Annotated in this window: 17 protein-coding genes; 12 read left to right on the forward strand and 5 right to left on the reverse strand. The window is 46.9% G+C overall.

Annotation, left to right across the window (positions count from 1 at the left end; all coding sequences use genetic code 11):
- Positions 1 to 284: 284 nt before the first annotated feature.
- Genes BUB68_RS12040 through BUB68_RS12050 form a run of 3 tightly spaced genes read left to right on the forward strand, consistent with a single transcriptional unit; the run spans position 285 to position 2359 of the window.
- Complete coding sequence (locus BUB68_RS12040; protein WP_073091748.1) at positions 285 to 752, forward strand: Panacea domain-containing protein; 468 nt, start codon at positions 285 to 287, stop codon at positions 750 to 752.
- A complete protein-coding gene (locus BUB68_RS12045; RefSeq protein ID WP_073091751.1) occupies positions 752 to 1615 on the forward strand; it encodes a hypothetical protein in 864 nt (287 codons plus the stop codon). The genes BUB68_RS12040 and BUB68_RS12045 overlap by 1 nt, the downstream gene beginning before the upstream one ends.
- A gap of 6 nt (positions 1616 to 1621) precedes the next feature.
- Complete coding sequence (locus BUB68_RS12050) at positions 1622 to 2359, forward strand: NAD-dependent protein deacylase (protein WP_073091754.1); 738 nt, start codon at positions 1622 to 1624, stop codon at positions 2357 to 2359.
- 101 nt (positions 2360 to 2460) lie between these two features.
- Here the strand turns inward: BUB68_RS12050 and BUB68_RS12055 are convergent, their stop codons facing one another.
- Genes BUB68_RS12055 through BUB68_RS12065 form a run of 3 tightly spaced genes read right to left on the reverse strand, consistent with a single transcriptional unit; the run spans position 2461 to position 8871 of the window.
- The gene (locus BUB68_RS12055; protein WP_073091757.1) at positions 2461 to 5433 is read right to left on the reverse strand and encodes a type I restriction endonuclease subunit R; all 2973 of its coding nucleotides are present in this window, start codon (positions 5431 to 5433) and stop codon (positions 2461 to 2463) included.
- The gene (locus BUB68_RS12060) at positions 5426 to 6754 is read right to left on the reverse strand and encodes a restriction endonuclease subunit S (RefSeq protein ID WP_073091760.1); all 1329 of its coding nucleotides are present in this window, start codon (positions 6752 to 6754) and stop codon (positions 5426 to 5428) included. The genes BUB68_RS12055 and BUB68_RS12060 overlap by 8 nt, the downstream gene beginning before the upstream one ends.
- Positions 6751 to 8871 carry a type I restriction-modification system subunit M gene (locus tag BUB68_RS12065; protein WP_081371991.1) on the reverse strand — a complete coding sequence of 707 codons (2121 nt, stop codon included), beginning with the start codon at positions 8869 to 8871 and terminating at the stop codon, positions 6751 to 6753. Before BUB68_RS12065 ends, BUB68_RS12060 begins: the two co-directional genes overlap by 4 nt.
- Positions 8872 to 9379: 508 nt before the next feature.
- Here BUB68_RS12065 and tnpA point away from each other — a divergent pair.
- Both tnpA and tnpB read left to right on the forward strand, forming a co-directional pair.
- Entirely contained in the window at positions 9380 to 9790 is a 411-nt protein-coding gene (tnpA, locus tag BUB68_RS12070) for an IS200/IS605 family transposase (RefSeq protein ID WP_073091791.1), read from the forward strand.
- 4 nt (positions 9791 to 9794) lie between these two features.
- The gene (gene tnpB / locus BUB68_RS12075) at positions 9795 to 10916 is read left to right on the forward strand and encodes an IS200/IS605 family element RNA-guided endonuclease TnpB (RefSeq protein WP_081371992.1); all 1122 of its coding nucleotides are present in this window, start codon (positions 9795 to 9797) and stop codon (positions 10914 to 10916) included.
- 158 nt (positions 10917 to 11074) lie between these two features.
- On the opposite strand, the gene BUB68_RS12080 is transcribed toward tnpB, so the two are convergent.
- The gene (locus BUB68_RS12080; RefSeq protein ID WP_073091766.1) at positions 11075 to 11731 is read right to left on the reverse strand and encodes a zinc-ribbon domain-containing protein; all 657 of its coding nucleotides are present in this window, start codon (positions 11729 to 11731) and stop codon (positions 11075 to 11077) included.
- A 237-nt stretch (positions 11732 to 11968) separates the two neighbouring features.
- Here BUB68_RS12080 and BUB68_RS12085 point away from each other — a divergent pair, with 237 nt between their 5' ends.
- Positions 11969 to 12514, forward strand: coding sequence for a DUF1097 domain-containing protein (locus BUB68_RS12085; RefSeq protein WP_073091769.1), 546 nt, complete (start codon positions 11969 to 11971; stop codon positions 12512 to 12514).
- A 158-nt stretch (positions 12515 to 12672) separates the two neighbouring features.
- On the forward strand, positions 12673 to 12936 hold the full coding sequence (locus BUB68_RS12090; RefSeq protein ID WP_143188164.1) for a hypothetical protein: 264 nt from the start codon (positions 12673 to 12675) through the stop codon (positions 12934 to 12936).
- A 60-nt stretch (positions 12937 to 12996) separates the two neighbouring features.
- Here BUB68_RS12090 and BUB68_RS12095 read toward each other — a convergent pair whose 3' ends face one another.
- Positions 12997 to 13548 carry a phosphoribosyltransferase family protein gene (locus BUB68_RS12095; protein WP_073091775.1) on the reverse strand — a complete coding sequence of 184 codons (552 nt, stop codon included), beginning with the start codon at positions 13546 to 13548 and terminating at the stop codon, positions 12997 to 12999.
- Between the two features lie 135 nt (positions 13549 to 13683).
- Between BUB68_RS12095 and surE the strand changes: the two genes are divergently transcribed.
- The 5 genes from surE to BUB68_RS12120 form a co-directional block, all read left to right on the forward strand.
- Positions 13684 to 14439, forward strand: a complete 756-nt coding sequence (surE, locus tag BUB68_RS12100; protein ID WP_073091778.1) for a 5'/3'-nucleotidase SurE — start codon at positions 13684 to 13686, stop codon at positions 14437 to 14439.
- Positions 14440 to 14516: 77 nt separating this feature from the next.
- Complete coding sequence (locus BUB68_RS12105) at positions 14517 to 15758, forward strand: adenosylhomocysteinase (RefSeq protein WP_073091782.1); 1242 nt, start codon at positions 14517 to 14519, stop codon at positions 15756 to 15758.
- An 18-nt stretch (positions 15759 to 15776) separates the two neighbouring features.
- Positions 15777 to 17057: an amidohydrolase gene (locus BUB68_RS12110; RefSeq protein ID WP_073091785.1), complete on the forward strand. Its 1281-nt coding sequence runs from the start codon at positions 15777 to 15779 to the stop codon at positions 17055 to 17057.
- An 18-nt stretch (positions 17058 to 17075) separates the two neighbouring features.
- Complete coding sequence (locus BUB68_RS12115; RefSeq protein WP_073091788.1) at positions 17076 to 19673, forward strand: FtsK/SpoIIIE family DNA translocase; 2598 nt, start codon at positions 17076 to 17078, stop codon at positions 19671 to 19673.
- A gap of 290 nt (positions 19674 to 19963) precedes the next feature.
- Positions 19964 to 20171, forward strand: a 208-nt coding sequence (locus BUB68_RS12120) for a helix-turn-helix domain-containing protein (RefSeq protein ID WP_256625924.1), incomplete at its 3' end; no start/stop codon positions are given.

Here is a 20171-nt window from a genome sequence, read left to right on the forward strand (position 1 = left end):
TGAGGACTGGTATGGTAAAAGCCATTGGGGAACAAAGAGCCAACTTGGAGCCTGACATATTATGAAAATGGATTTGCTCCTGAAAAATGGGTAAAATAGGTATAAATATTTACATATTTATTTAGCAGGAGTTTTCAAAAGTGTCCCGAATAATATAATATAAAAGTAGTAATAATAAAAAATAATAATAATAAATAAACTAAACAATACAAATAAATAATCCAAAAGAGGCGAAAATGTAGTATAATATAAATGTAGATAGGTTTTAGATGGGAGGGGTTAGCGTGGAAACTGCAAGAGATGTGGAAAAAGCGCTATTCTTAGGCTATAAGCAGAGACATAAGCATGATATGGATGAAATGAAGATGCATAAGTTGATGTATTTTGCCCAAAGAGAATTCCTCGTAAGGTATGATGAACAGCTGTTTTCAGAAGATTTTGAAGGCTGGAAGTATGGTCCAGTTCTTTTAAGTGTTCGAACACTGTTCCGTACGGCATTAGATTTTCAAGACTGTGCTGAGATAAAAGATAGTAAAGTAAAAAAAGTTATAGAGTTTGTGCTAAACGAGTATGGCAAGATGTCCTCGTGGAGTCTGAGTATGTTATCGCATGAAGAGTTTAGCTGGAAAAAAGCTAGACGGGGGTTAAAGGCTAGTGAAAATGGAAATGTACATATTGCAGTGAAAGATATTAAAGTCGACGCTGTAAGGGTTAGATTTGAGCGTAAACATGGTGTAGAGTTAGTGTATTAATGGAACAGGAAATTAGAGACGTAAGAAAGTATTTCGCTAAATTTCGTATTGTAAGACTGACTTCTTGTAAAAAGAATAAAGAGATTATAGAAGGGTTTAGTGCAATAGAAAATGGTATTGCCTTAGAACGCTATTTAAAAGAGGACGCATGGGAGGCCGATAGTAAAGGCGAGACATGCGTCTATCTTGTTGTGGATGAAAATTCACGAGTAGCAGCTTTTTTTTCATTGAAGTGTGGTTTGTTATATACAAAGAATGAATTCGATGCTTTGTCAGACGATGAGGATAAGGAAGTGCTAAGACTTTTAGTAGAGGCAATGCTTCAAAATGATAAGGCTTCATTAAAAGATTTAGAAAAATATTATACGGATAATGATAATTATGAGAAGGCAGATAAAATGTTAAATCTTGCTCGTGATAAGGCAGACATGTTAAAGTCGGCTGAATATGCGAGAGATGATAAGAGTTCGGAGTTGGTTCGAGACTGCTACCCGGCGTTAGAACTGCAGCATTTTTGTAAAAATATAAAATATCCCACTCAAAAATATAGGGGGATACCGTTAGGGTTTGGGCTTTTTTGGGAAAAAATAGTACCACAAATTGAGAAGATAATAAAGATGATAGGTTGTCAATATTTATATTTATTTGCAGCTGATCAAACCGAAAAAATAGATATAAAAAAGGACGGACGATTGATAGGATATTACAGATCAAATTTGAACTTTGAACTTTCGCGAGATTTGTTGAGTATAAAACCAAATTATGATTTGGGATGTGTGGCGATGCACCAAAAAGTAGATGATTTATTGAAAGCGCGTAATGATATGTGGGAGAGATTTTCTGATAACATTAAAGGCGTGTGATTTGTTATGGATAATTTATTCAACATAGTAAGTGAGAGCAGTAAGATTGTCTTTTTAGGTGGAGCTGGAACATCTACGGAGTCGGGAATACCTGACTTTCGCGGGATTCATGGCATGGGGCATAGCTTGTTTCATGACAAGTATTCTTTTGAAGAAATACTATCCCATGATTTCTTTGAACGGTATCCAGAACTATTTTATAGATACTATCGAAAATTTCTTATTCATTCCGATGCGAAACCCAATTCGTGTCATTATGCTTTAGCTAAGTTGGAACAGAAAAAGAAATTAATCGGTGTAATCACACAAAATATTGATGGACTGCATAGACAGGCTGGCTCCAATGTAGTGATAGAATTGCATGGGAATATTTATAACAATTATTGCGTGAAATGCCATACATACTATACGTTGGAGGATATACAGGAACAAAGCGAAGTGCCCAGGTGCGTATGCGGTGGGATAATCAAACCGGATGTCGTTTTATACGATGAAATGCTGGATGAAGAAAACCTAATGCGTGCGGAATCGCTTATGCAGCAGGCAGATACATTGATCGTAGGAGGAACATCATTAACTGTACATCCTGCGGCAGATCTTTTAGAATATTTTCAGGGCAGGCACTTAGTTGTTATAAATCAGACAGCTACTGTTGCCGATTCGTGGGCAGAGCTGGTTATACGTGAACCTATTGGTTCGGTATTCCAAAAACTACTTGAACATGAGGGCTTTGAATCCTTGTGAGTGATGTGGAATAAAAGACAATGATAGGGAAAGAGGAAAACAGCCGGAGGGCTGACTGGTCAAATGACGAGTCAGCTCTCCGGCTATTTTGGTTTCACGAGTTACTGGTCTGTTCTTAACGTCCGATATACTTCATCGGCAAATATGCCCATGGAATAGCGTTTAAGTTCTTCGTCTCTCAGCAGCAGGGAGAAGAAGTCTTGGTTGTGTTCGTAGCCTTCGACGAGGATATCATCGAGCCGGTTGAAGAAGGAAATCTCAAAGTTCGCAGCGGTGTTATTTTGCGCACTGGCTTTGAGGTCATCGGATTTGAGCATGATGTCCCGCAGCTGCAGCATGGATTTGACGGCAACGTCGTTGTCAAAACTGTTGCCGGTGCGGCTGTTGATTTCCTCGATGATTTGGGATAGTTTCTTGTAGGTTTCTGGTGATACGTTGATATCGTCCGGCACCGGCAAGGTAACAACAGGGTAAGGCACGATGGTTTCTTTTACATAGGTGGTATTGAGTTTCTGGACGAAATCGGTAGCCTTTACCTTGCCGCGCAAATCGAACCCGCCGCCGCTGTGACGGATGTTGACAAAGGCCAGCAGGCAGTCGATGAAGGTGTATTTCTCATGGATGGCATGGTCTTCGAAACTGGTGACCTGGATGAGGAATTCATAGTATTTGACAAAGCCTTTCAGCAGTTTCATCAGTTTCCTGTGCTCATCATCTTTGTAATGTTCCATCCGTTTCTGCACTTTATACAGGATGCTGGCGATGCGCGTCTTGCGGTGGCTGTCCTTGGAGTATAGTAGCGTATTGACCTTTTCGACGTCTTCCGTATCAAAGATGCCATAGGCATCAATCTTGGCCTCGAGTTCGTAGATAGCCTCGGGGCGGATGGAGTTGGAGAGGAAGGTCACCGTGTAATACACCGAGAACGCCTTCTTGATATCCTCATAGTCATTGACAAAGTCCAGGATGAAGGTCTTTTTCTTATAGGGCGGGCAGATGCGGTTGAGACGGGAAAGGGTCTGGACAGCCGCAACCCCGCGGAGTTTCTTGAGGATATACATGGCGCAGAGCCGCTTTTGGTCAAAGCCCGTCTGGTATTTGTTGGCCACAATCATGACACGGTATTCTGGTGTGTCGAATTTGTCGCGGGTTTTCTGCTCGGCAAAACCGTTAATACCAGATTCGGTATATTCGTCGCCATCGAGCTTTACCTTGCCCGAGAAGGCGACGAGAGCCTTCATATCATAGCCTTTCCGCTGGATATATCTGTCGAAGGCCTGCTTGTACTTTACGGCTTCCGGACGGGAGCCGGTAACCACCATAGCCTTGGCCGTACCGTCCAGTCCGTCCATGACGGAGGTGCGGAAATGCTCGATGATGATTTCGATGCGCTGGGCGATATTGGTCTCGTGGAGCGCGGCATAGCGGGCAATCTTACGCTTGGCTTCAGCGGTCTTGAGCTCGGGGTCATCCTCGATAATCTTGTTGATCTTATAAAATGTATCATAGGTGGTGTAGTTTTGGAGTACATCGAGGATGAATCCTTCTTCGATGGCCTGTTTCATCGAGTAGATATGGAAGGCCTCATACATCCCCTGCGGATTGAGCCGCCCGAATTTCTTCAGGGTATTGGCCTTCGGGGTGGCAGTGAAGGCAAACATGGAGACATTGGCCTGCTTGCCGTTCAGCTCAATCTCTTCGGCGATGGCATCTTCCATATCGCGCTCTTCCTCGGTATCCAGTGCCTCTTTTGAGCCCAGGGCCTTGGTAACGGCGGCGATATTCTTGCCGGCCGTGGAGGAGTGGGCCTCGTCGATGATTACGGCAAAGCGCTGTTCCTTGAGGTTCTTGACCTCATCGACAATGAAGGGGAATTTCTGGATGGTCGTGACGATAATCTTTGTATTCTGCGATAAGGCGCTGGCTAAATCAGCGGAGGTGCAGCTATCATCCATGACGCGGATAAGGCCGCTCTTGTGGTCGATGGCGCGCACGGCGGACTGCAGTTGGCGGTCAACCACGACGCGATCTGTCATGATGATAACATGGTTAAAGATGATATTATCCGCATCATCGTGGAGGGATGCCAGCCGATGGGAGAGCCAGGCAATGCTGTTGGTCTTGCCGGAACCCGCGCTATGCTGGATCAGGTAGTTCAGGGCGCTGCCATTTACCTTTACGTCCGCCAGCAGTTTGCGCACAGCATCGAGCTGATGATAGCGCGGGAAAATCAAGTTCTCCCGCGTCTCTTTTTTACAGGTGGCCTCGTTGAACTTCTCGGATACCTCGACAAAGATGAATTTATTGATAATCTCCAAGATGGTATCCTTCTGCAGGATGTCTTCCCACATATAGCTGACGCTGTACTTATCCTCGTATACGGGATTACCCTTGCCAGCCTGGACGCCTTCGCCATTGCCCTTATTGAAGGGCAGGAAATAGGTGGTGTCCTTGGCAAGTTTCGTGGTCATGTGCACCTCGGTGAGGTCCATGGCAAAGTTGACCAGTGCACCAGCCTTGAACAGGAACAGGCGTGTCTTGGGGTTGCGGTCTTTGCGATACTGATAGATAGCATCCGCATAGGACTGCCCTTGATAGTTGCACTTGAGCTCAAAGGTCATGATGGCAAGGCCATTGAGGAAAATGACTACATCCACGCGCTCGTCGTCACTTGCCCATACTTCCTCCATAACGGAGAAACGGTTCTTCTGATACTTGGCATAAAGGTCAGGATTGAGCTTGGAGGCGGGCTTATCATACATCAGTTTCAGGACGATGCCCGTGGTGGGCTCGATGCCATGCTTCAGCACGGAAATCAGGCTGTCCTTCTTGGAGGTTACCTTCTGATTGATGTAGTTGACGATAGTTTCCTCAGTACGTTCCTTATAGATTTTCCGCAGGGCGTCCAGCTCGTCCGGCTGGGTGTCCTCCAGAAAGGCAAAGAGCATTTTTCTATCCATGGCCACGGTCCGGTCAAAATCCGTCTTGGCATTGCGGATAATAAAGCCATTCTCATCCCGCAGCTGCTCCAGGATAAAGGCCTGGTATTCCCGTTCCGATAAAATCTCATGCATCCATAGGCACCTCCTTTTTACCAGTTACATACTCATAAATCAAGGATTTCTTGTATTCGATTAAGGTGTCAAGTTGCTTTTGTTTGTCGGCAATTATGACATCAATCTTGGAACATTTTTCATCAAGATAATTTGTTATTTTTTGACGTTCTTCTTCGTCAGGACAGAATACTATCTTCATATTATTAAAATTAGAACCGGTTAATTGGTTAATGGTTGATGTGAAAAAAGTTCCAAGATAATATTTGAATACTTCCGAGTTTAATACATAATATATAAAACGTGGGGCTATACATCTATAAATCATCATGAACGCGCCAAATGTTGCATCTACATCATCGATAAGTGTATTTTTGCCGATTAATTCGCGGCTGCCATTTCTTGAACAAATTAAAATGTCCCCTTTTTTTACTTTTAAGTTTTTAGGTATTCTACTAGATACATATACATTATCATCAAAAACTAATTTACCGTCTTGAATATTTGATGATCTCAAAACTAAAGTTCCTTCGTTTTCATCAACAATATCAATCGGCTTATAGGTTAATCCGTTTCTTGAATCACCAAGATACTTTACTTTTTTCACAGTCCAATGGTGTGGAATGTTACCAATCCAGTCAATACCGCTATCCTTCATAGCCACATCTTTATCCAGCCCTTTGGTAACCGCCTCTGTGATAACGGATTGCTTGTATTCCTGCAGGACTTCGATTTGACGTTGGATATCCTTAATAATATTATCGATTTCATTACAGCGACGCATGAGATATTTAGAAATACGTTTTTGTAAATTGATGTCCGTAGGGATTGGAACCATGAGATTCTTTAAGGTTCCTCCATATATGACTTCAATAGTTGTGGCATTGCTTTGATATGTTAATTGAGTCAGAAATAAACTTGAGGAATTAAAAATTAATTCCAAATATGGATATAGTACAACATCTTCATTAATCCTAAATTTTATAATACATGGATGAATGACTCCTTTATAGAATTTGTCGGAGATACGACAAATCCTGCCAATGGTTCCACGAGTGGTAATTAAAATATCTTTAGGACGAATTTGAAAACCTGCCATTGTGCGATATTTTTCTTCAGAAATATAGGTATCGTTTGTAGTAAAGTTATAATCTAATACTGTACGTTGGTTATATACCCAATATCCTTCATCAGTAAAATCTGTACTTTTTAACTCGCTGCCAAATGGTCCGACACGGAGGCTATCTATTTCATTGGATAATAAATACTTTAACGGGATAACAGACCAGTCTTTAGGAATCTCCCCAATCCACGCAATCCCACTATCTTTCATCTCTCTCATAATGCGCCTCCAAAGAGTTTCGCTATGCGCTCGTTGACACTTTTATCGAGGGCGAAGAATTCTTGGGCCAGTTCGTCGCTGGCTTTGGGTGGCACATATTTGTAGAAGTAGCGGGTGAAGGGAATCTCGGCACCGGTCTTGATGACGGGTTTTTTCTTACTCATATCTTCTTCGAAGAAGGCTTTGGCGTCGGGGATATGGGGGAGGACTTCCCGGGTCATATAGTCGTCGATATTTTCCTCGAAGGGGACAATCTCCGTGTCTTTGGTTTCCTTGTCATAGATAATGTTGCCTTTGCGGTCACGCTGGATTTCGGCAGTTTTATCCATCAGGGACAGGCCGTCCATAATTTTGCTGAATAAGGTTTTGTTTACGGCCAGTTCTACGGCATGCGGTTTCAAGACCGCTTTGAGGATTGGCTCGAATTCCTTCGGGGACAGGTAGAGCGTGTCAGAGACAGAGTTACGCAGGGTGGTAACGATATCCTCGTAGAGTGGTTGTCCGCCTTCAAGTGTATCCAGCTTTTTCTTGTCTTTGTCTGACAGGTCTTCTTTAGCTTGCAGTTCCGCAATTTTGCCTTCATCGTATATGCTGTTTAAGGAACCTTTTGCCAACATATTCTCGATGCGCTCCTTATTGATGGCATAGCTGCGCTGCAGGGGTTGCATGACGGCGTACTCACGATACATGAACTCCGTATTACGGAATATCTTGCTATTCTCGTTTTCGGTGAAGTCGGCATAGAGTTTGACAATAGCCTCACGGTCCTCGGCGGTAATCTCGTTGCGTTTCTTGCCTAGGGACTTACGCAGAACGTGATATAGCTGGGTGGCATCAATCAGCTGGACTTTTCCCTGACGTTCTTCCCGTTTGTTTTTGGACAGAATCCAGATATAGGTGGCGATGCCGGTGTTATAGAAAAGGTCGGTGGGCAGGGCGATGATGGCTTCGATTAAGTCATGCTCTAACATATAGCGGCGGATTTGACTCTCACCGGAGGCGGTGCCACCAGCAAAGAGGGGGCTGCCGTTCTCGATGATGGCCGCACGGCCATTGGTATCGTCCATTTTATCGATGGCCGACTGCATGAACAGCAGCTGCATGTCGCCGGTGCCAGGTAAGCCAGCCATAAAGCGGCTATGTGCTTTGTCGAATTCATCTTTTACAGCGGATTCGACACCTTCAGAAGCATCTTTGCCGCCCCAGGATTGACCAAAAGGAGGATTTTCGATGACGAACCTCATTTTTTGTCCAGGAAAGCTATCGGTTTTCATGGTATCGACATGCTGAACTTTATCGGCATCCTCGCCCTTAATCAGCATTTCCGCCACACACATGGCGAAGGATTCCGGGTTTATTTCCTGGCCGTATAGTTTGACCTCTGCCGTGTTGTTGAAGCGTTTAATCCAGTTGTAGGAGGTGGAGAGCATGCCGCCCGTACCGCAGGCCTGGTCCAGCACGGTAACTACCTTGTGGTCATCAAAGATATCGTCGGCACCTTCGGCTAGGAGAATCTCCACCATGACTTTGATGATATCACGACCGGTGTAGTGGTCACCGGCTTCAGCATTTTCAGAGAAACGGCGAATGAGGTCTTCAAAGATATAGCCCATCTTTACATTGTCAATAATCGCCGGGTTCAAATCCACATTTGAGAAAGCATCCACCACACCATATAAGCGGTTATGCTTATCCATTTTGATGATTTCCTTCTCGAACTCCAGATTGGCAATGATGTCTTTGACATTCTGGGAGAAGCCCTGCAAATACGATTTGAAGTTTTCTGCAATGTTAGCCGAGTCATTCAGCAGCTCATTTAGGGAAAGACGGCTTTTGTTGTAGAAGGAATAACCAGCGGCTTTATAGAGAACCTTGTCTGGTATGTTGGGATTGGTACTGACCATCTGCAGCACAGCAGGTTTGGTCTTCTCTAAGGCACATTCAAAGCGGCGGATGATGGTCATGGGAATGATGACGTTCTTATACTTATCGCTCTGGTAAGGGCCACGTAACTTGTTGGCGATAGACCAGATGAAGTTGACTTCTTCGGTGACATCCACGGGAGCATCGTCCCAGATTACGTTTTGCATCGTGTGCTTCAAGTCTTGTGATTGCATTCAAAAGCCTCCATATCATGAAAACAGCTGTCATCCCTGACGTATGATATTTATCATAGGCCAAGCAACTATTATAATCTTTTATTAATTATAATTCTGGTAATTTTAGTAGTCAATAAATTAGCTCTTGCATTTTAAAAGCATTTGCCAACAACTCAGGCAGATGTTAGAATAGGCGTATAGAAGGTGCCGCCCAGCGGTTGCACTCACAGTAGTAAAAACTTTATAACTTAAACCGCCACAGTTTAGTCGCTAGAGCGGTTTATCCAAAGGTAACGATTTATAAGCGGATAAGCTTGGCCAACAGTCTCCTTTATCGAAAGCAGCAGCCGAAGGCTTTCATGTATCTGATTCGGAATGGAAAGGCTTATCCAAAACGCCGTAAAACCCCTAACTTTAGTTATGGGGGTTTACGGCGTGTCCACCGAATTTACGTAGGTAATTGAAGGTGGACAATTACTTTTTAACTTGTGTTGTATTAGCTTTCTTAAAGTTGTATAATACAAACATGGGAGAAATAAAATATCATTCAAGCCACAATATCGTATATTCATGTAAGTACCATATCGTGTTCTGTCCCAAGTACCGCAGAAAAGTGTTGGTCAATGGCGTTGACACCAGACTAAAGGAGCTGGTCAAGTCAATCTGTGAAGAAATCCAAGTCGATGTAATCGAAATGGAAATCATGCCAGACCATGTGCATCTTTTACTGGAGGTTCACCCGCAGTTCGGTGTTCACAAAGCCGTAAAGACTATCAAGGGCAAGACCTCTCGCATCTTGAGGCAGGAATTTCCATGGCTGACAACTAAACTGCCTAGCCTATGGACAAACAGCTATTTTTGCTCCACTGTCGGTGGTACTCCGCTTAACATCGTGAAGCAGTATATCGAGAGCCAGAAAACATCGCAAAGGAAGTGAGAAAATGGACAAGTACACAATGGGCTTCAAATTCAGAATATACCCGAACCATGCCCAGCAAGAACGCATTAACCATACTCTGGGATGTTGCCGATTTGTGTTCAATCATTTTCTCGCCATCCGTAGAGATGAATGGACTGCAAACCATAAGTCTGTAACCTACAATCAGACAAGTGCTATGCTGACGGACTTGAAAAAGTATAAGGAGTATAGCTGGCTGAAAGAGGTAGACAGCATGGCATTGCAGGAGTCTTTGAAGAATCTCGACACAGCATACCAGAATTTCTTCAAACACCAAGCAAAATACCCGCGCTTCAAATCCAAGCATAACCATCGCCAATCCTACCGCACCAGGAATCAGAGCAAAGGCGTCCGTATCGTAGGGAATCGAATTAAACTGCCAAAAATCGGAACTGTGAAAATCAAGCAGAGCCGTGAATTTGACGGGCGAATCCTCAATGCTACAGTCGGCCGTAATGCTTCTGGCAAGTATTTTGTGTCTTTGTGCGTAGAATTGGACAGGGGAATTTTGCTCAAGACCAATGACGGCGGAGAAATAGGCATTGACGTGGGTTTAAAGGAGTTCTATTCAGACAGCAATGGAAATACTGTTGCCAATCCCAGAATCCTGCGGCGTCTGACTAGAAAGCTCGCGCGAGAACAAAGACGGCTTTCTCGAAAAATGCCAAGGTCTGTGAATAGGGATAAGGCTAGAAGCCGTGTTGCCAGAGTTCATGAACGTATAGCTAATATCCGCAAGGATTTTCTACACAAAACATCTGCGGCATTGGTTAGACAGAACAAGACTATAGCCATAGAACACCTGCAAATCAAGAACATGATGAGAAACCACAAGTTAGCTCGTGCCATATCGGACGTAAGCTGGTCTGAGTTCTTCCGTCAGCTTGAGTATAAGGCAGAATTGCATGGCTCCGAAGTCTTGAAGGTAGATACGTTCTACCCGTCCAGTCAGACTTGCTCGAAATGCGGACACCAGAACGTGGAGACTAAAAATCTTGGTGTCAGAAAGTGGATTTGCCCCGAATGTGGTTCGCATCATGACCGAGATACCAATGCTGCTGTAAATATACTGCGAAAGGCACTTGAACAAAAACAGGTTGCCTAACATAAATCAGTACCGTGGGGCACACGGGAATTCACGCTTGGGGAGAACGTGTAAGTCAGTCTGGCTACGGTCAAACCGCAGTGTTCATCGAACCAAGAATCCCCTGCCTTTAGGCATGGGGAGTGTCAAATGTAAAATGCAAGTGTTTTAGTATGGAATCAGCGAACGCGGCAGACAAATGCTTTGGTGCCAATTTGCACCTTGATTTTTAGCGCTTTGCCGTCATGAGCCATAGATGGGTCTACGTTCACAAGGTAGATGATGTTGTTGTTGGTCAATGGTTCCAGCAGGAAATGACGATCAAGGTATTCATGGGATTTCTTGACCGGGAAGCATTTATATTCATAGCCGTTATCATAGATTACTGAAACATGAGGGGTAGTTTGCTCGTCAACCTGTTCTTTGGCCAGGCTTTTTACGTTTGCAGTGATCATGGCAAAGGTCTTGCCGTCATCGGCGGTATACCCGCTGAATCTGCCCTCGGCTTTGTTGCCGAAAGACAGTTCGTTGACGGTGATTTCAGCATTATGAGGAACACTGATGGGCTGTTTTAGGGAAAACGCCTGTGCGCCGGCGATCTTGCCTTCTGCCGTATTCTGCGTAGCTTCCTGATTTGGCTCGGCAATTGGTGCTTTGGATGCTTGCATGACATGGCGGGCGCTTAATATGCCGCCGCCCACAAATAAGAGGAAAAGGGCGAGTATGGAGGCGACAATCAGCTTGGTATGATTGCTTTGCCTCCCGATTTTGTGTCCACAATGGGCGCAGTAATTGACCTTTCGTTCCAGTTTTTTTCCGCATTTGCTACATTTCATTCAACGAACAGCTCCTAAGATTATGATAAGATTTGTTGATAATATCATTCATTATAACAAATGACCTATTTGAAGTAAATATAGTGCCGGATAAACCGATGATAATCTACTGGATGCTATAAAAGACTGCTCCTTATGGAGCAGTTCTTTTTTTGCAACGGGACTCATGTCCTTTTCAGAAACTTCGCATCTGCGTAAAATAATAATAAACAATATAAAATATATGGAGCGTGACTTATGGAACAAGTAATTCGGGCAATAAAGGATATCAATCAGACGGATGTTGTAGTGGCGGCTGTTTCTGCTGTGGCTTGCCTGGGGGCATTGCTGGAACTGCCGGTATGGGCTGTGTTTATCGGCTGGGCCTGGTATCTGGCTATCGGAGCCAATGGCAAGGCGATAAAGGAAGGGACTGTTACCACTGTTGCATCTGGCATCATGGCACTCACGGCGGTGGTACTCACGGACGTTTTCGCCGGTTTCATGAGTGGGCTGCTTGCCAATATGCTGGCGGTCTTCATCATGATTCTGGTGCTGATGGTATCGCTGAAATTATCCTGCATCAAACATTCACTGGTAGGCTTCAATACGTTTTCCTGTGTTTTTGCCGGCTATTATTTAAGTGCCTTTCCTGTTCAGAGTGACTACTGGCTGAATCTTGGCTATGCTTTTGCCTATATTTGCGGCTCCAATATTCTGGGATTGGTAGTGGGTTGGCTGGCCCAGAAGTTGTGCAACTTCTCTCTGCGGCGCAAGGAATCGGCCAAGGAATTGACTGCGTAACAGGTTTTTGGATGTGCGGGTGAAGATTTCTGTGGTTCTGTGACATTGGTTACAGATTAATACCATGCTTTCTGTTAGAATTGCCTTCATTGATCATAGGGAGGTGAATGGAATCGGAAAGGCATATCTTGCCTTATCATGTATGGATGAAAAGAAATTTGATCGTTATGATGTTACTGGCTGCTTTTGTCTGGGCACCATTAGCTGATTCTTGCCGTCAGGTAAGTGTCCTGCCAGCGAGGATGTTGGCGGTGGAGCTGGCGAATGCTTCTATATTCACGGTGTCTCAGGATTTTCCGGCACCGCCCCGGCGGGTGGCGATATTGCGCCGTCTGCAAAGAGAGCGGCGTAACATGCCGGAACGTACCTGGACAGACAATCGCGTAGCTGAATATGCTGTACGCCGTGAAATCCGCATATAAAAAAAGACAAGCTCTTGGAATCGGAGCTTGTCTTTTCTTTATGTGTCCCTGACTTGTGTTTTATTCAGCGTCAAACAGTGGTAATGCTTCAAGGAAGATGATGTCCTTGCGTTTGGCTGCATCGCCTTCAGCAAGGACGCAAGCCTCGCCGATTACCTTGCCGCCAGCTTTTTCGGTGAGTTCGGTGAGTGCTTTCATGGAGCCGCCGGTGCTGATGACATCATCCAGCAGCAGGACATTCTTGCCCTTGAGACGGTCAACGTCCACGCCATCAAGGCAAAGCTTCTGCACGCCCTTGGTGGTGATGGAGATATCTTCCACCCAGACAGCATTTTCCATGTAAGCCTTGACGGATTTGCGGGCTACCACATAACGTTCCATGCCCAGTTCGCGGGCGAGATCGGCAGCCAGGGGGATACCCTTGGTTTCTGCCGTAAGGATTACGTCCGTTTCGGCTGGAATCTTCTTAGCCAATTCCTTGGCGCAGGCCAGTGTCAGATCCGGGTCGCCGAGCATGATGAAGCCCGCAATCGCCAATTTGTCCGTAACATTCAAAATGGGCAGCGAACGCTTGCAGCCAGCTACCGTCAGATCATAAAATCTATTTGCCATACTATAATACTCCTCGCTTGAGAATTTTTACCCACCTATTATACGCTCTTTTTTCCGTCAGCGCAAATATTATTGTACGAGAGTGGTAAAATTGTGTAAAATAGGGGGTAGTGCACGAACGGAGGAGGAAGATTTTTGCGTATTTTATTATCAAATGATGACGGTGTAAAAGCAGCTGGCCTTGAAGCATTAGTGCAGGCGTTGCATCAGGAACATGAAGTGATTGTGGCCGCACCCATGCAGCAGCAGAGCGGCATGAGCAATGCTCTGACCATTGGCAAGCCCATCGAAGTGGCGCGGGACAAAGCCTTGGAGGAAAAATACGGCATTGAGGCCTGGGCTGTTGGCGGTACGCCGGCAGATAGTGCCAAACTCTATATTGAAGCCTTCATGACGGAAGACAAGCCGGTGGATCTGGTGATTTCCGGCATCAACCACGGGGCGAACCTTGCCACGGATATCATCTATTCAGGAACGGTGGGCGCAGCTATGGAAGGGTATTTCCACGATATTCCTGCCTTTGCCTTGTCGCTGGATGCGGACAGCCGGTTGACTTATCAGGAAGCGGCGGAGATCTTTGCCCGGGATTTCCGGAAGTTGATGCCGGAGGAGGGCAGATGTTTCCTGTTCAATATGAATTTCCCGCTGTTCCTGAAGGATGATGTGCCGCAGTATGTCTTTGGCCGTCAGGGCAAGCGGGACTATCTCAATGCCTTTACGAAAGAAGAACGGGATGGCAGGGTATTTTATACCATGGCTGGGGAAATCTATGACCGGGACAAGGGCAATGCCACGGATATCTATGCCACCGAGCAAGGCTATATCTCCATCACGCCGCTGGTGACTGATTTGACAGACTATATGGAACTGGATAAACGTCTGGAAAAATAAGATGGCGGCAAGCGTGTTTTCATGTTACAATAAAGTTTGAGATTTTTGGCTTATATAGTAGTAGGGAGGGCATTACCATGAAATCAATGATTCGCGATATTAAGCTGGCTCCATCCGGCCATGATAAAATCGAATGGGTAAAGAACTTTATGCCGGTCATGCGGGCGGTGGACGAAGAATTTTCCAAGACTAAGCCTTTTGCCGGAAAAAAGATGGTGATTACCCTGCATCTGGAGGCCAAGACTGCTTATATGGCAGAGGTATTCATGCATGCCGGGGCAGAAGTGGCCATCACGGGGAGCAATCCGCTTTCTACGCAGGATGATGTGGCTGCTGCTTTGGTGGAAGACGGTGTCCATGTCTTTGCCTGGCATGATTGCACGGAGGAGGAATACTTCCAGTTCATCGACGAAGCGCTGAAGATTGAGCCGGACTTCATCATCGATGATGGCGGTGATTTGGTACATGCCCTGCATACCACCCATCGTGATTTGCTGCCGAAGATTGTCGGTGGTTCCGAGGAAACCACGACGGGGGTGCATCGCCTGCGTGGCCTGGCTCAGGAAGGCAAGCTGGAATTCCCCATGATTGCCGCTAATGATGCTTATATGAAGTTCCTGTTCGATAACCGCTATGGTACGGGCCAGTCCACCTGGGATGGCATCATGCGGACTACGAACCTTGTAATTGCGGGCAAGACTGTGGTTATCGCTGGCTATGGCTGGTGCGGCAAGGGCGGCGCCATGCGTGCCCGGGGCCTCGGTGCTAATGTCGTGATTACGGAAGTTGACCCCATCAAGGCCATTGAAGCAGTTTTTGACGGTTTCCGGGTAATGCCTATGGATGAAGCTGCCAAGATTGGCGATATCTTCCTGACGCTGACCGGTGACAAGGATGTAATCGTCAAACGTCATTTCGAGTCCATGAAGGATGGTGCTATGCTGGCCAACTCCGGTCATTTCGACTGCGAAATCAACATCCCCGAACTGGAAGGCCTCTCACAGTCCCGCCGCAGGGTGCGCAACAATATCGAGGAATTCCTGCAGCCGGATGGCCGCAAGATCTACCTGCTGGCAGAGGGCCGTCTTGTGAATCTGGCTGCTGGTGATGGTCACCCGGCCGAAATCATGGATCTGTCTTTCGGTGTACAGTTCTTCTCCATGATGCACTTGCTGGAACACGGCAAAGAGCTGGCCAAGGAGGTACATCTGATGCCGAATGAAGTCAATGTGAAATTGGCTGAGTTGAAATTGAAATCCTTAGGGCTGGCTATTGATGAGCTCACGCCGGAACAACGGTCATATCTCAATTTGGAATAAATAAGAGGAGGAGTATTTGTGAAAACTTTAATCAAAGACGTTTATGTGGTGCTGCCGGATGGTACGACACCGCTGACCAATATCATGCTGGATGGCAACAAGATTGCTGCTATTGGAGAGGTGCCGGAGGATTTCCGTCCGGGTAAGATCATTGATGGCAAGAATCATCTGGCTACGCCGGGCTTTGTCAATGCCCATACGCATACATCCATGACGCTGACCCGCAGTTATGCGGATGATATGGCTTTGATGGAATGGCTCAATGACAAGGTCTGGCCAATAGAAGCTAAACTCAATGAAGAGGATATTTACTGGGGAGCTATGCTGGCCATGGTGGAAATGGTGCGTTCTGGTACCACCACATTTGCTGATATGTATGGGCCGTATATGAACCGGGTAGCCGAAGCAACGCTGGATGCCGGTATCCGTGGTGTGCTCTGCCGTGGTATCATCGGCGTGGCACCGGACGGAGAGAAGAAGCTGCAGGAAAATGTGGAACTTTACAAGGAGTTCCATGGTGCCAATAATGGCCGTATCTCTGTAATGTTTGGCCCTCATGCTCCCTATACCTGTCCGCCGGAATTCCTGAAAAAGGTATCCAAAGCGGCACAGGATTTAGGCGCAGGTATCCATATCCATATGCATGAGACGAGAACCGAGGTAGAGGATTCCCTCAAGCAGTATGGCAAGCGTCCTTTTGCCTGGGTGGAAGAAACGGGCATCTTTGACAATGACCATGTACTGGCTGCGCACTGCGTGCATCTGGATGACAACGATATCGAAATCATCAAGAAACATAAGATCGCGGTTGCACATAACCCGGGCAGCAATATGAAACTGGCCAGCGGCTTTGCGCCGGTACCCCGTCTGCTCAAAGAAGGGGTAGTCACGGCTCTGGGCACGGACGGCGCTTCCTCCAACAACAATCTGGACATGCTGGAAGAGGTAAATCTGGCAGCTATGCTGCATAAAGTCAACGAGTACGACCCGCTGGCTGTTCCTGCATTTGAGGCCTTGAAGATGGGCACGGAATACGGTGCCAAGGCTGTAGGCATCGATAACCTGGGCCGTCTGGAAGCTGGGGCAAAGGCAGATATCACCCTTTGGGATATGAACAGTGCGGCCTGGTTCCCACGGAATAATCTCGTTTCCCTGCTGGTCTATGCCGCAAATTCCAGCTCCGTGGATACGGTTATCTGTGATGGTCAGGTCATCATGGAAAACAACGAGCTCAAGACGCTTGATGAAGAGCGTATCTTCTTCGAGGCCCAGCGCTGTGCTGAGCGCCTCACAAAGTAACATGGTTGAGGTGATCCCTTGAATAAGAAAGTAGCGGAGCGAAAGACTGCTCCGCGGCGCAGAAAGGCCTCTGGCAGGAAGAAGACAACAGCAAAGCCTGCTGCCAATCCCGAACGCAAGTATGAATTATGGGGCCTTTTCTTAGCAGCGGTAAGCCTTATATCCATTTGTGGCCTTTTTGGCTTGAATGTCGGCTTTGTCGGGGTGTATTTTGCCAAGTGCCTGCATTATATGTTTGGTGTCGGGGCAATCCTTATTTCTTTGCTGATCCTGCTGATTGGCTATCAGTATATTGTCAAACATCATGGGCTGGTGTATAGTCCGAGATTTTTTGGCATGGGCTTATTGTTCCTGTCTGTGCTGGCTGTTTGGCATAGTCTTATGATTGAACCAGGAGCCGAGATCCTGCCGGAAAGTTTGCCCAAGGGGGGCGGTTTGCTGGCAGGTGCATTGCTCCTGATCCTGCGGAAGTTCTTTGGCGTCGATGGTTCGACTATTTTGCTGGTAGCCGGTGTGATCGGCTCGGTCCTTCTGAGTACCACCTGGTCTTTGGCCAATGGTGTCCTGCGCACTCAGCGCACGGCAGCAAAAAGCGCCGCTGCCACGGGCAAGGCCATGGCTGTAGCCTATGAAAAGGTGGCTGATGTCAGCGAGCGCATGGAAGAAAAAGTGGTGGAGAAGGTCAAATCTTCCTTCTATAATCAGGAGGAAGATGAACATTTCGCTCAGCCTCCTTTGGAAGAGGCGAAAACAACCGCGGTTCAAACTGCGGTGGACGATTTTGAACCAGAACCGCCGCCAGAGCCGGAACCAGCAGAGCTGCCGCAGTTTACCATTGAATACGGCAGAAGCGATGACGAGCAGGAAGATAGCGGCGAAGAGCCTGGGCTGGGATTGGCTGATGATTTCATGCCTCTAGAGCAAGCGCTTGACCAGTCAACTGACCGGTCAAATCTGACCAGTCAGCCTGAAAATCCACTGGAGCGCCAGCCTGTCATAGGCGTAGCCCAGCCCAAGCCGGTAGCGCCTTCGGCAAAAACCATGAAGGATGCCGCCAGGCGCACGGCTATGCCCAGCTATGGGGAAATCGCGCCCATCATGCCAGCGGCGGCCATCCTTGATGGTTCGGAAAAAGCAGTGGAGGAACAGCCGAAGCCTGTCAAGCCATACATCCTGCCGAAAGTTACGGAAATCCTCAGCAAACACGTCAAGAGTCAGAATGCTGACCTGGAAATGGAAATTGCGGATAATGCCCGTATCTTGCAACAGACATTGGCGGATTTCAAGGTCAAGGCCAATATCCTCAATGCCTGCCATGGCCCGTCGGTTACCCGCTATGAGCTGGAACCAGCACCGGGCGTCAAAGTCAGCAAGATCACCAATCTGGCAGACGATATTGCCCTGCGATTGGCTGCGGCTTCCGTGCGCATTGAGCAGATTCCCGGCAAAAGTGCCATCGGCATCGAAGTGCCGAATAAGGAATTGGAAGGTGTGCAGTTGCGGGAAGTATTGGAAAATGCCAAATTCGACAAGGCTAAATCCAAGCTCACCGTTGGTTTGGGCATGGACATCGGCGGGCAAGGCATTTTTGCCGATCTGGGCAAGATGCCGCATCTGCTGGTAGCTGGTGCCACAGGTTCAGGTAAGTCCGTCTGCATCAATACCCTGATTACCAGCATTCTCTTCAAGGCCAAGCCCGATGAGGTAAAGTTTATCCTGGTTGACCCCAAGATGGTGGAACTGTCCAACTACAACGGGATTCCCCATCTGATGGTGCCAGTGGTAACCGATGCCAAGAAGGCGGCCTCTGTATTGAACTGGTCAGTGCAGGAAATGGAGAAGCGTTACAGCAAGTTTGCGGAAAAGGGTGTCCGCAATATGCAGGGCTATAATGACAGCTTCCCGGATGATAAGATGCCAGCCATCGTCATCATCATCGACGAGTTGGCTGACCTCATGATGGTAGCTCCCCATGATGTGGAAGATGCTATCTGCCGCCTGGCCCAGAAAGCCCGTGCCGCCGGTATCCATATGGTGCTGGCTACGCAGCGGCCGTCTGTAGATGTTATCACAGGTATTATCAAGGCCAATGTGCCGTCGAGGATTTCCTTTGCCGTATCGAGTCAGATTGACTCCCGTACCATCCTTGACCGCAGTGGTGCCGAAAAACTGCTGGGCCGTGGTGATATGCTCTTTTTCCCCATTGGTGCCTCCAAGCCCCGCCGTGTGCAGGGTGCCTTTATCAGCGATGGGGAAGTGGAGACACTGTTGGACTTCATTCGTGCCCAAGGACAGGAAATGGAACCCAATGAGGAAATCGAAGCCTTTACCCAGCGGGAAATGGAAGCCGCAAATGAAGAAGATAGCGGCAAGGGCGGTGCCCGCAGTGCACCCAAAACCGATGCCCTGCTGGGTGATGCAGTAAATCTCGTCATGAGCACGGGACAGGCTTCGGCCTCCAGCATCCAGCGCCGCTTCCATATCGGTTATACAAGGGCCGCAAGGCTGATTGATACCATGGAGGAGCTAAATATCGTGGGGCCTAATTTGGGCAGTAAGCCACGAGAGATTCTTATGACTACGGAGCAGGCGTTGGAGGCTCTGGCCAATGTATAATACTAATGACGCGCGAATTGGTTAAACTGCCGATTATGCGGGTGTAGGAATTTATGCAGAAGCAGTCTGCACATTAAGAAAACTCGTTAACAGCGGGTGGTTGATAAGTCAATTTTGTTGACAAGTCAGCTGCCCGCTGTTTGTTTTTGCAAATTGTATTTAACCTAGTACGCCAGAAGTCCTCCACCTCTTAGGTGGGGGACTTCTGGCGAATTTACGTAAGTAATTGAGCCATACGATACTTTGTGACTTTTTTGTGATAAAATATTGGTAGGAAGGCGGTGATTATAGTGAATAAGGCATACCGATACAGGCTCTACCCAACAACTGAACAGAAGATTATGTTTGCCAAGACCTTCGGCTGTGCCAGATTCATCTATAACAAAATGCTTGGAGACCGCCTTGACCATTACAAGGAAACTGGCAAGAAGCTGAACAATACCCCTGCACAGTACAAGGAAGAATTCCCATGGCTGAAAGAGGTTGACAGCCTTGCTC

The sequence above is a fragment of the Pseudoselenomonas ruminantium genome (assembly GCF_900142515.1).
Taxonomy (GTDB): Bacteria; Bacillota; Negativicutes; order Selenomonadales; family Selenomonadaceae; genus Selenomonas_A; species Selenomonas_A ruminantium_D.

What these genes read in the sequence shown, in the direction of transcription:
- BUB68_RS12045 (WP_073091751.1), top strand. Translation starts at nt 752, where the DNA reads ATGGAACAGGAAATTAGAGACGTAAGAAAGTATTTCGCTAAATTTCGT.
- BUB68_RS12050 (WP_073091754.1), top strand. Translation starts at nt 1,622, where the DNA reads ATGGATAATTTATTCAACATAGTAAGTGAGAGCAGTAAGATTGTCTTT.
- BUB68_RS12055 (WP_073091757.1), bottom strand. Translation starts at nt 5,433, where the DNA reads ATGCATGAGATTTTATCGGAACGGGAATACCAGGCCTTTATCCTGGAG.
- BUB68_RS12060 (WP_073091760.1), bottom strand. Translation starts at nt 6,754, where the DNA reads ATGAGAGAGATGAAAGATAGTGGGATTGCGTGGATTGGGGAGATTCCT.
- BUB68_RS12065 (WP_081371991.1), bottom strand. Translation starts at nt 8,871, where the DNA reads ATGCAATCACAAGACTTGAAGCACACGATGCAAAACGTAATCTGGGAC.
- tnpA (WP_073091791.1), top strand. Translation starts at nt 9,380, where the DNA reads ATGGGAGAAATAAAATATCATTCAAGCCACAATATCGTATATTCATGT.
- tnpB (WP_081371992.1), top strand. Translation starts at nt 9,795, where the DNA reads ATGGACAAGTACACAATGGGCTTCAAATTCAGAATATACCCGAACCAT.
- BUB68_RS12080 (WP_073091766.1), bottom strand. Translation starts at nt 11,731, where the DNA reads ATGAAATGTAGCAAATGCGGAAAAAAACTGGAACGAAAGGTCAATTAC.
- BUB68_RS12085 (WP_073091769.1), top strand. Translation starts at nt 11,969, where the DNA reads ATGGAACAAGTAATTCGGGCAATAAAGGATATCAATCAGACGGATGTT.
- BUB68_RS12095 (WP_073091775.1), bottom strand. Translation starts at nt 13,548, where the DNA reads ATGGCAAATAGATTTTATGATCTGACGGTAGCTGGCTGCAAGCGTTCG.
- BUB68_RS12105 (WP_073091782.1), top strand. Translation starts at nt 14,517, where the DNA reads ATGAAATCAATGATTCGCGATATTAAGCTGGCTCCATCCGGCCATGAT.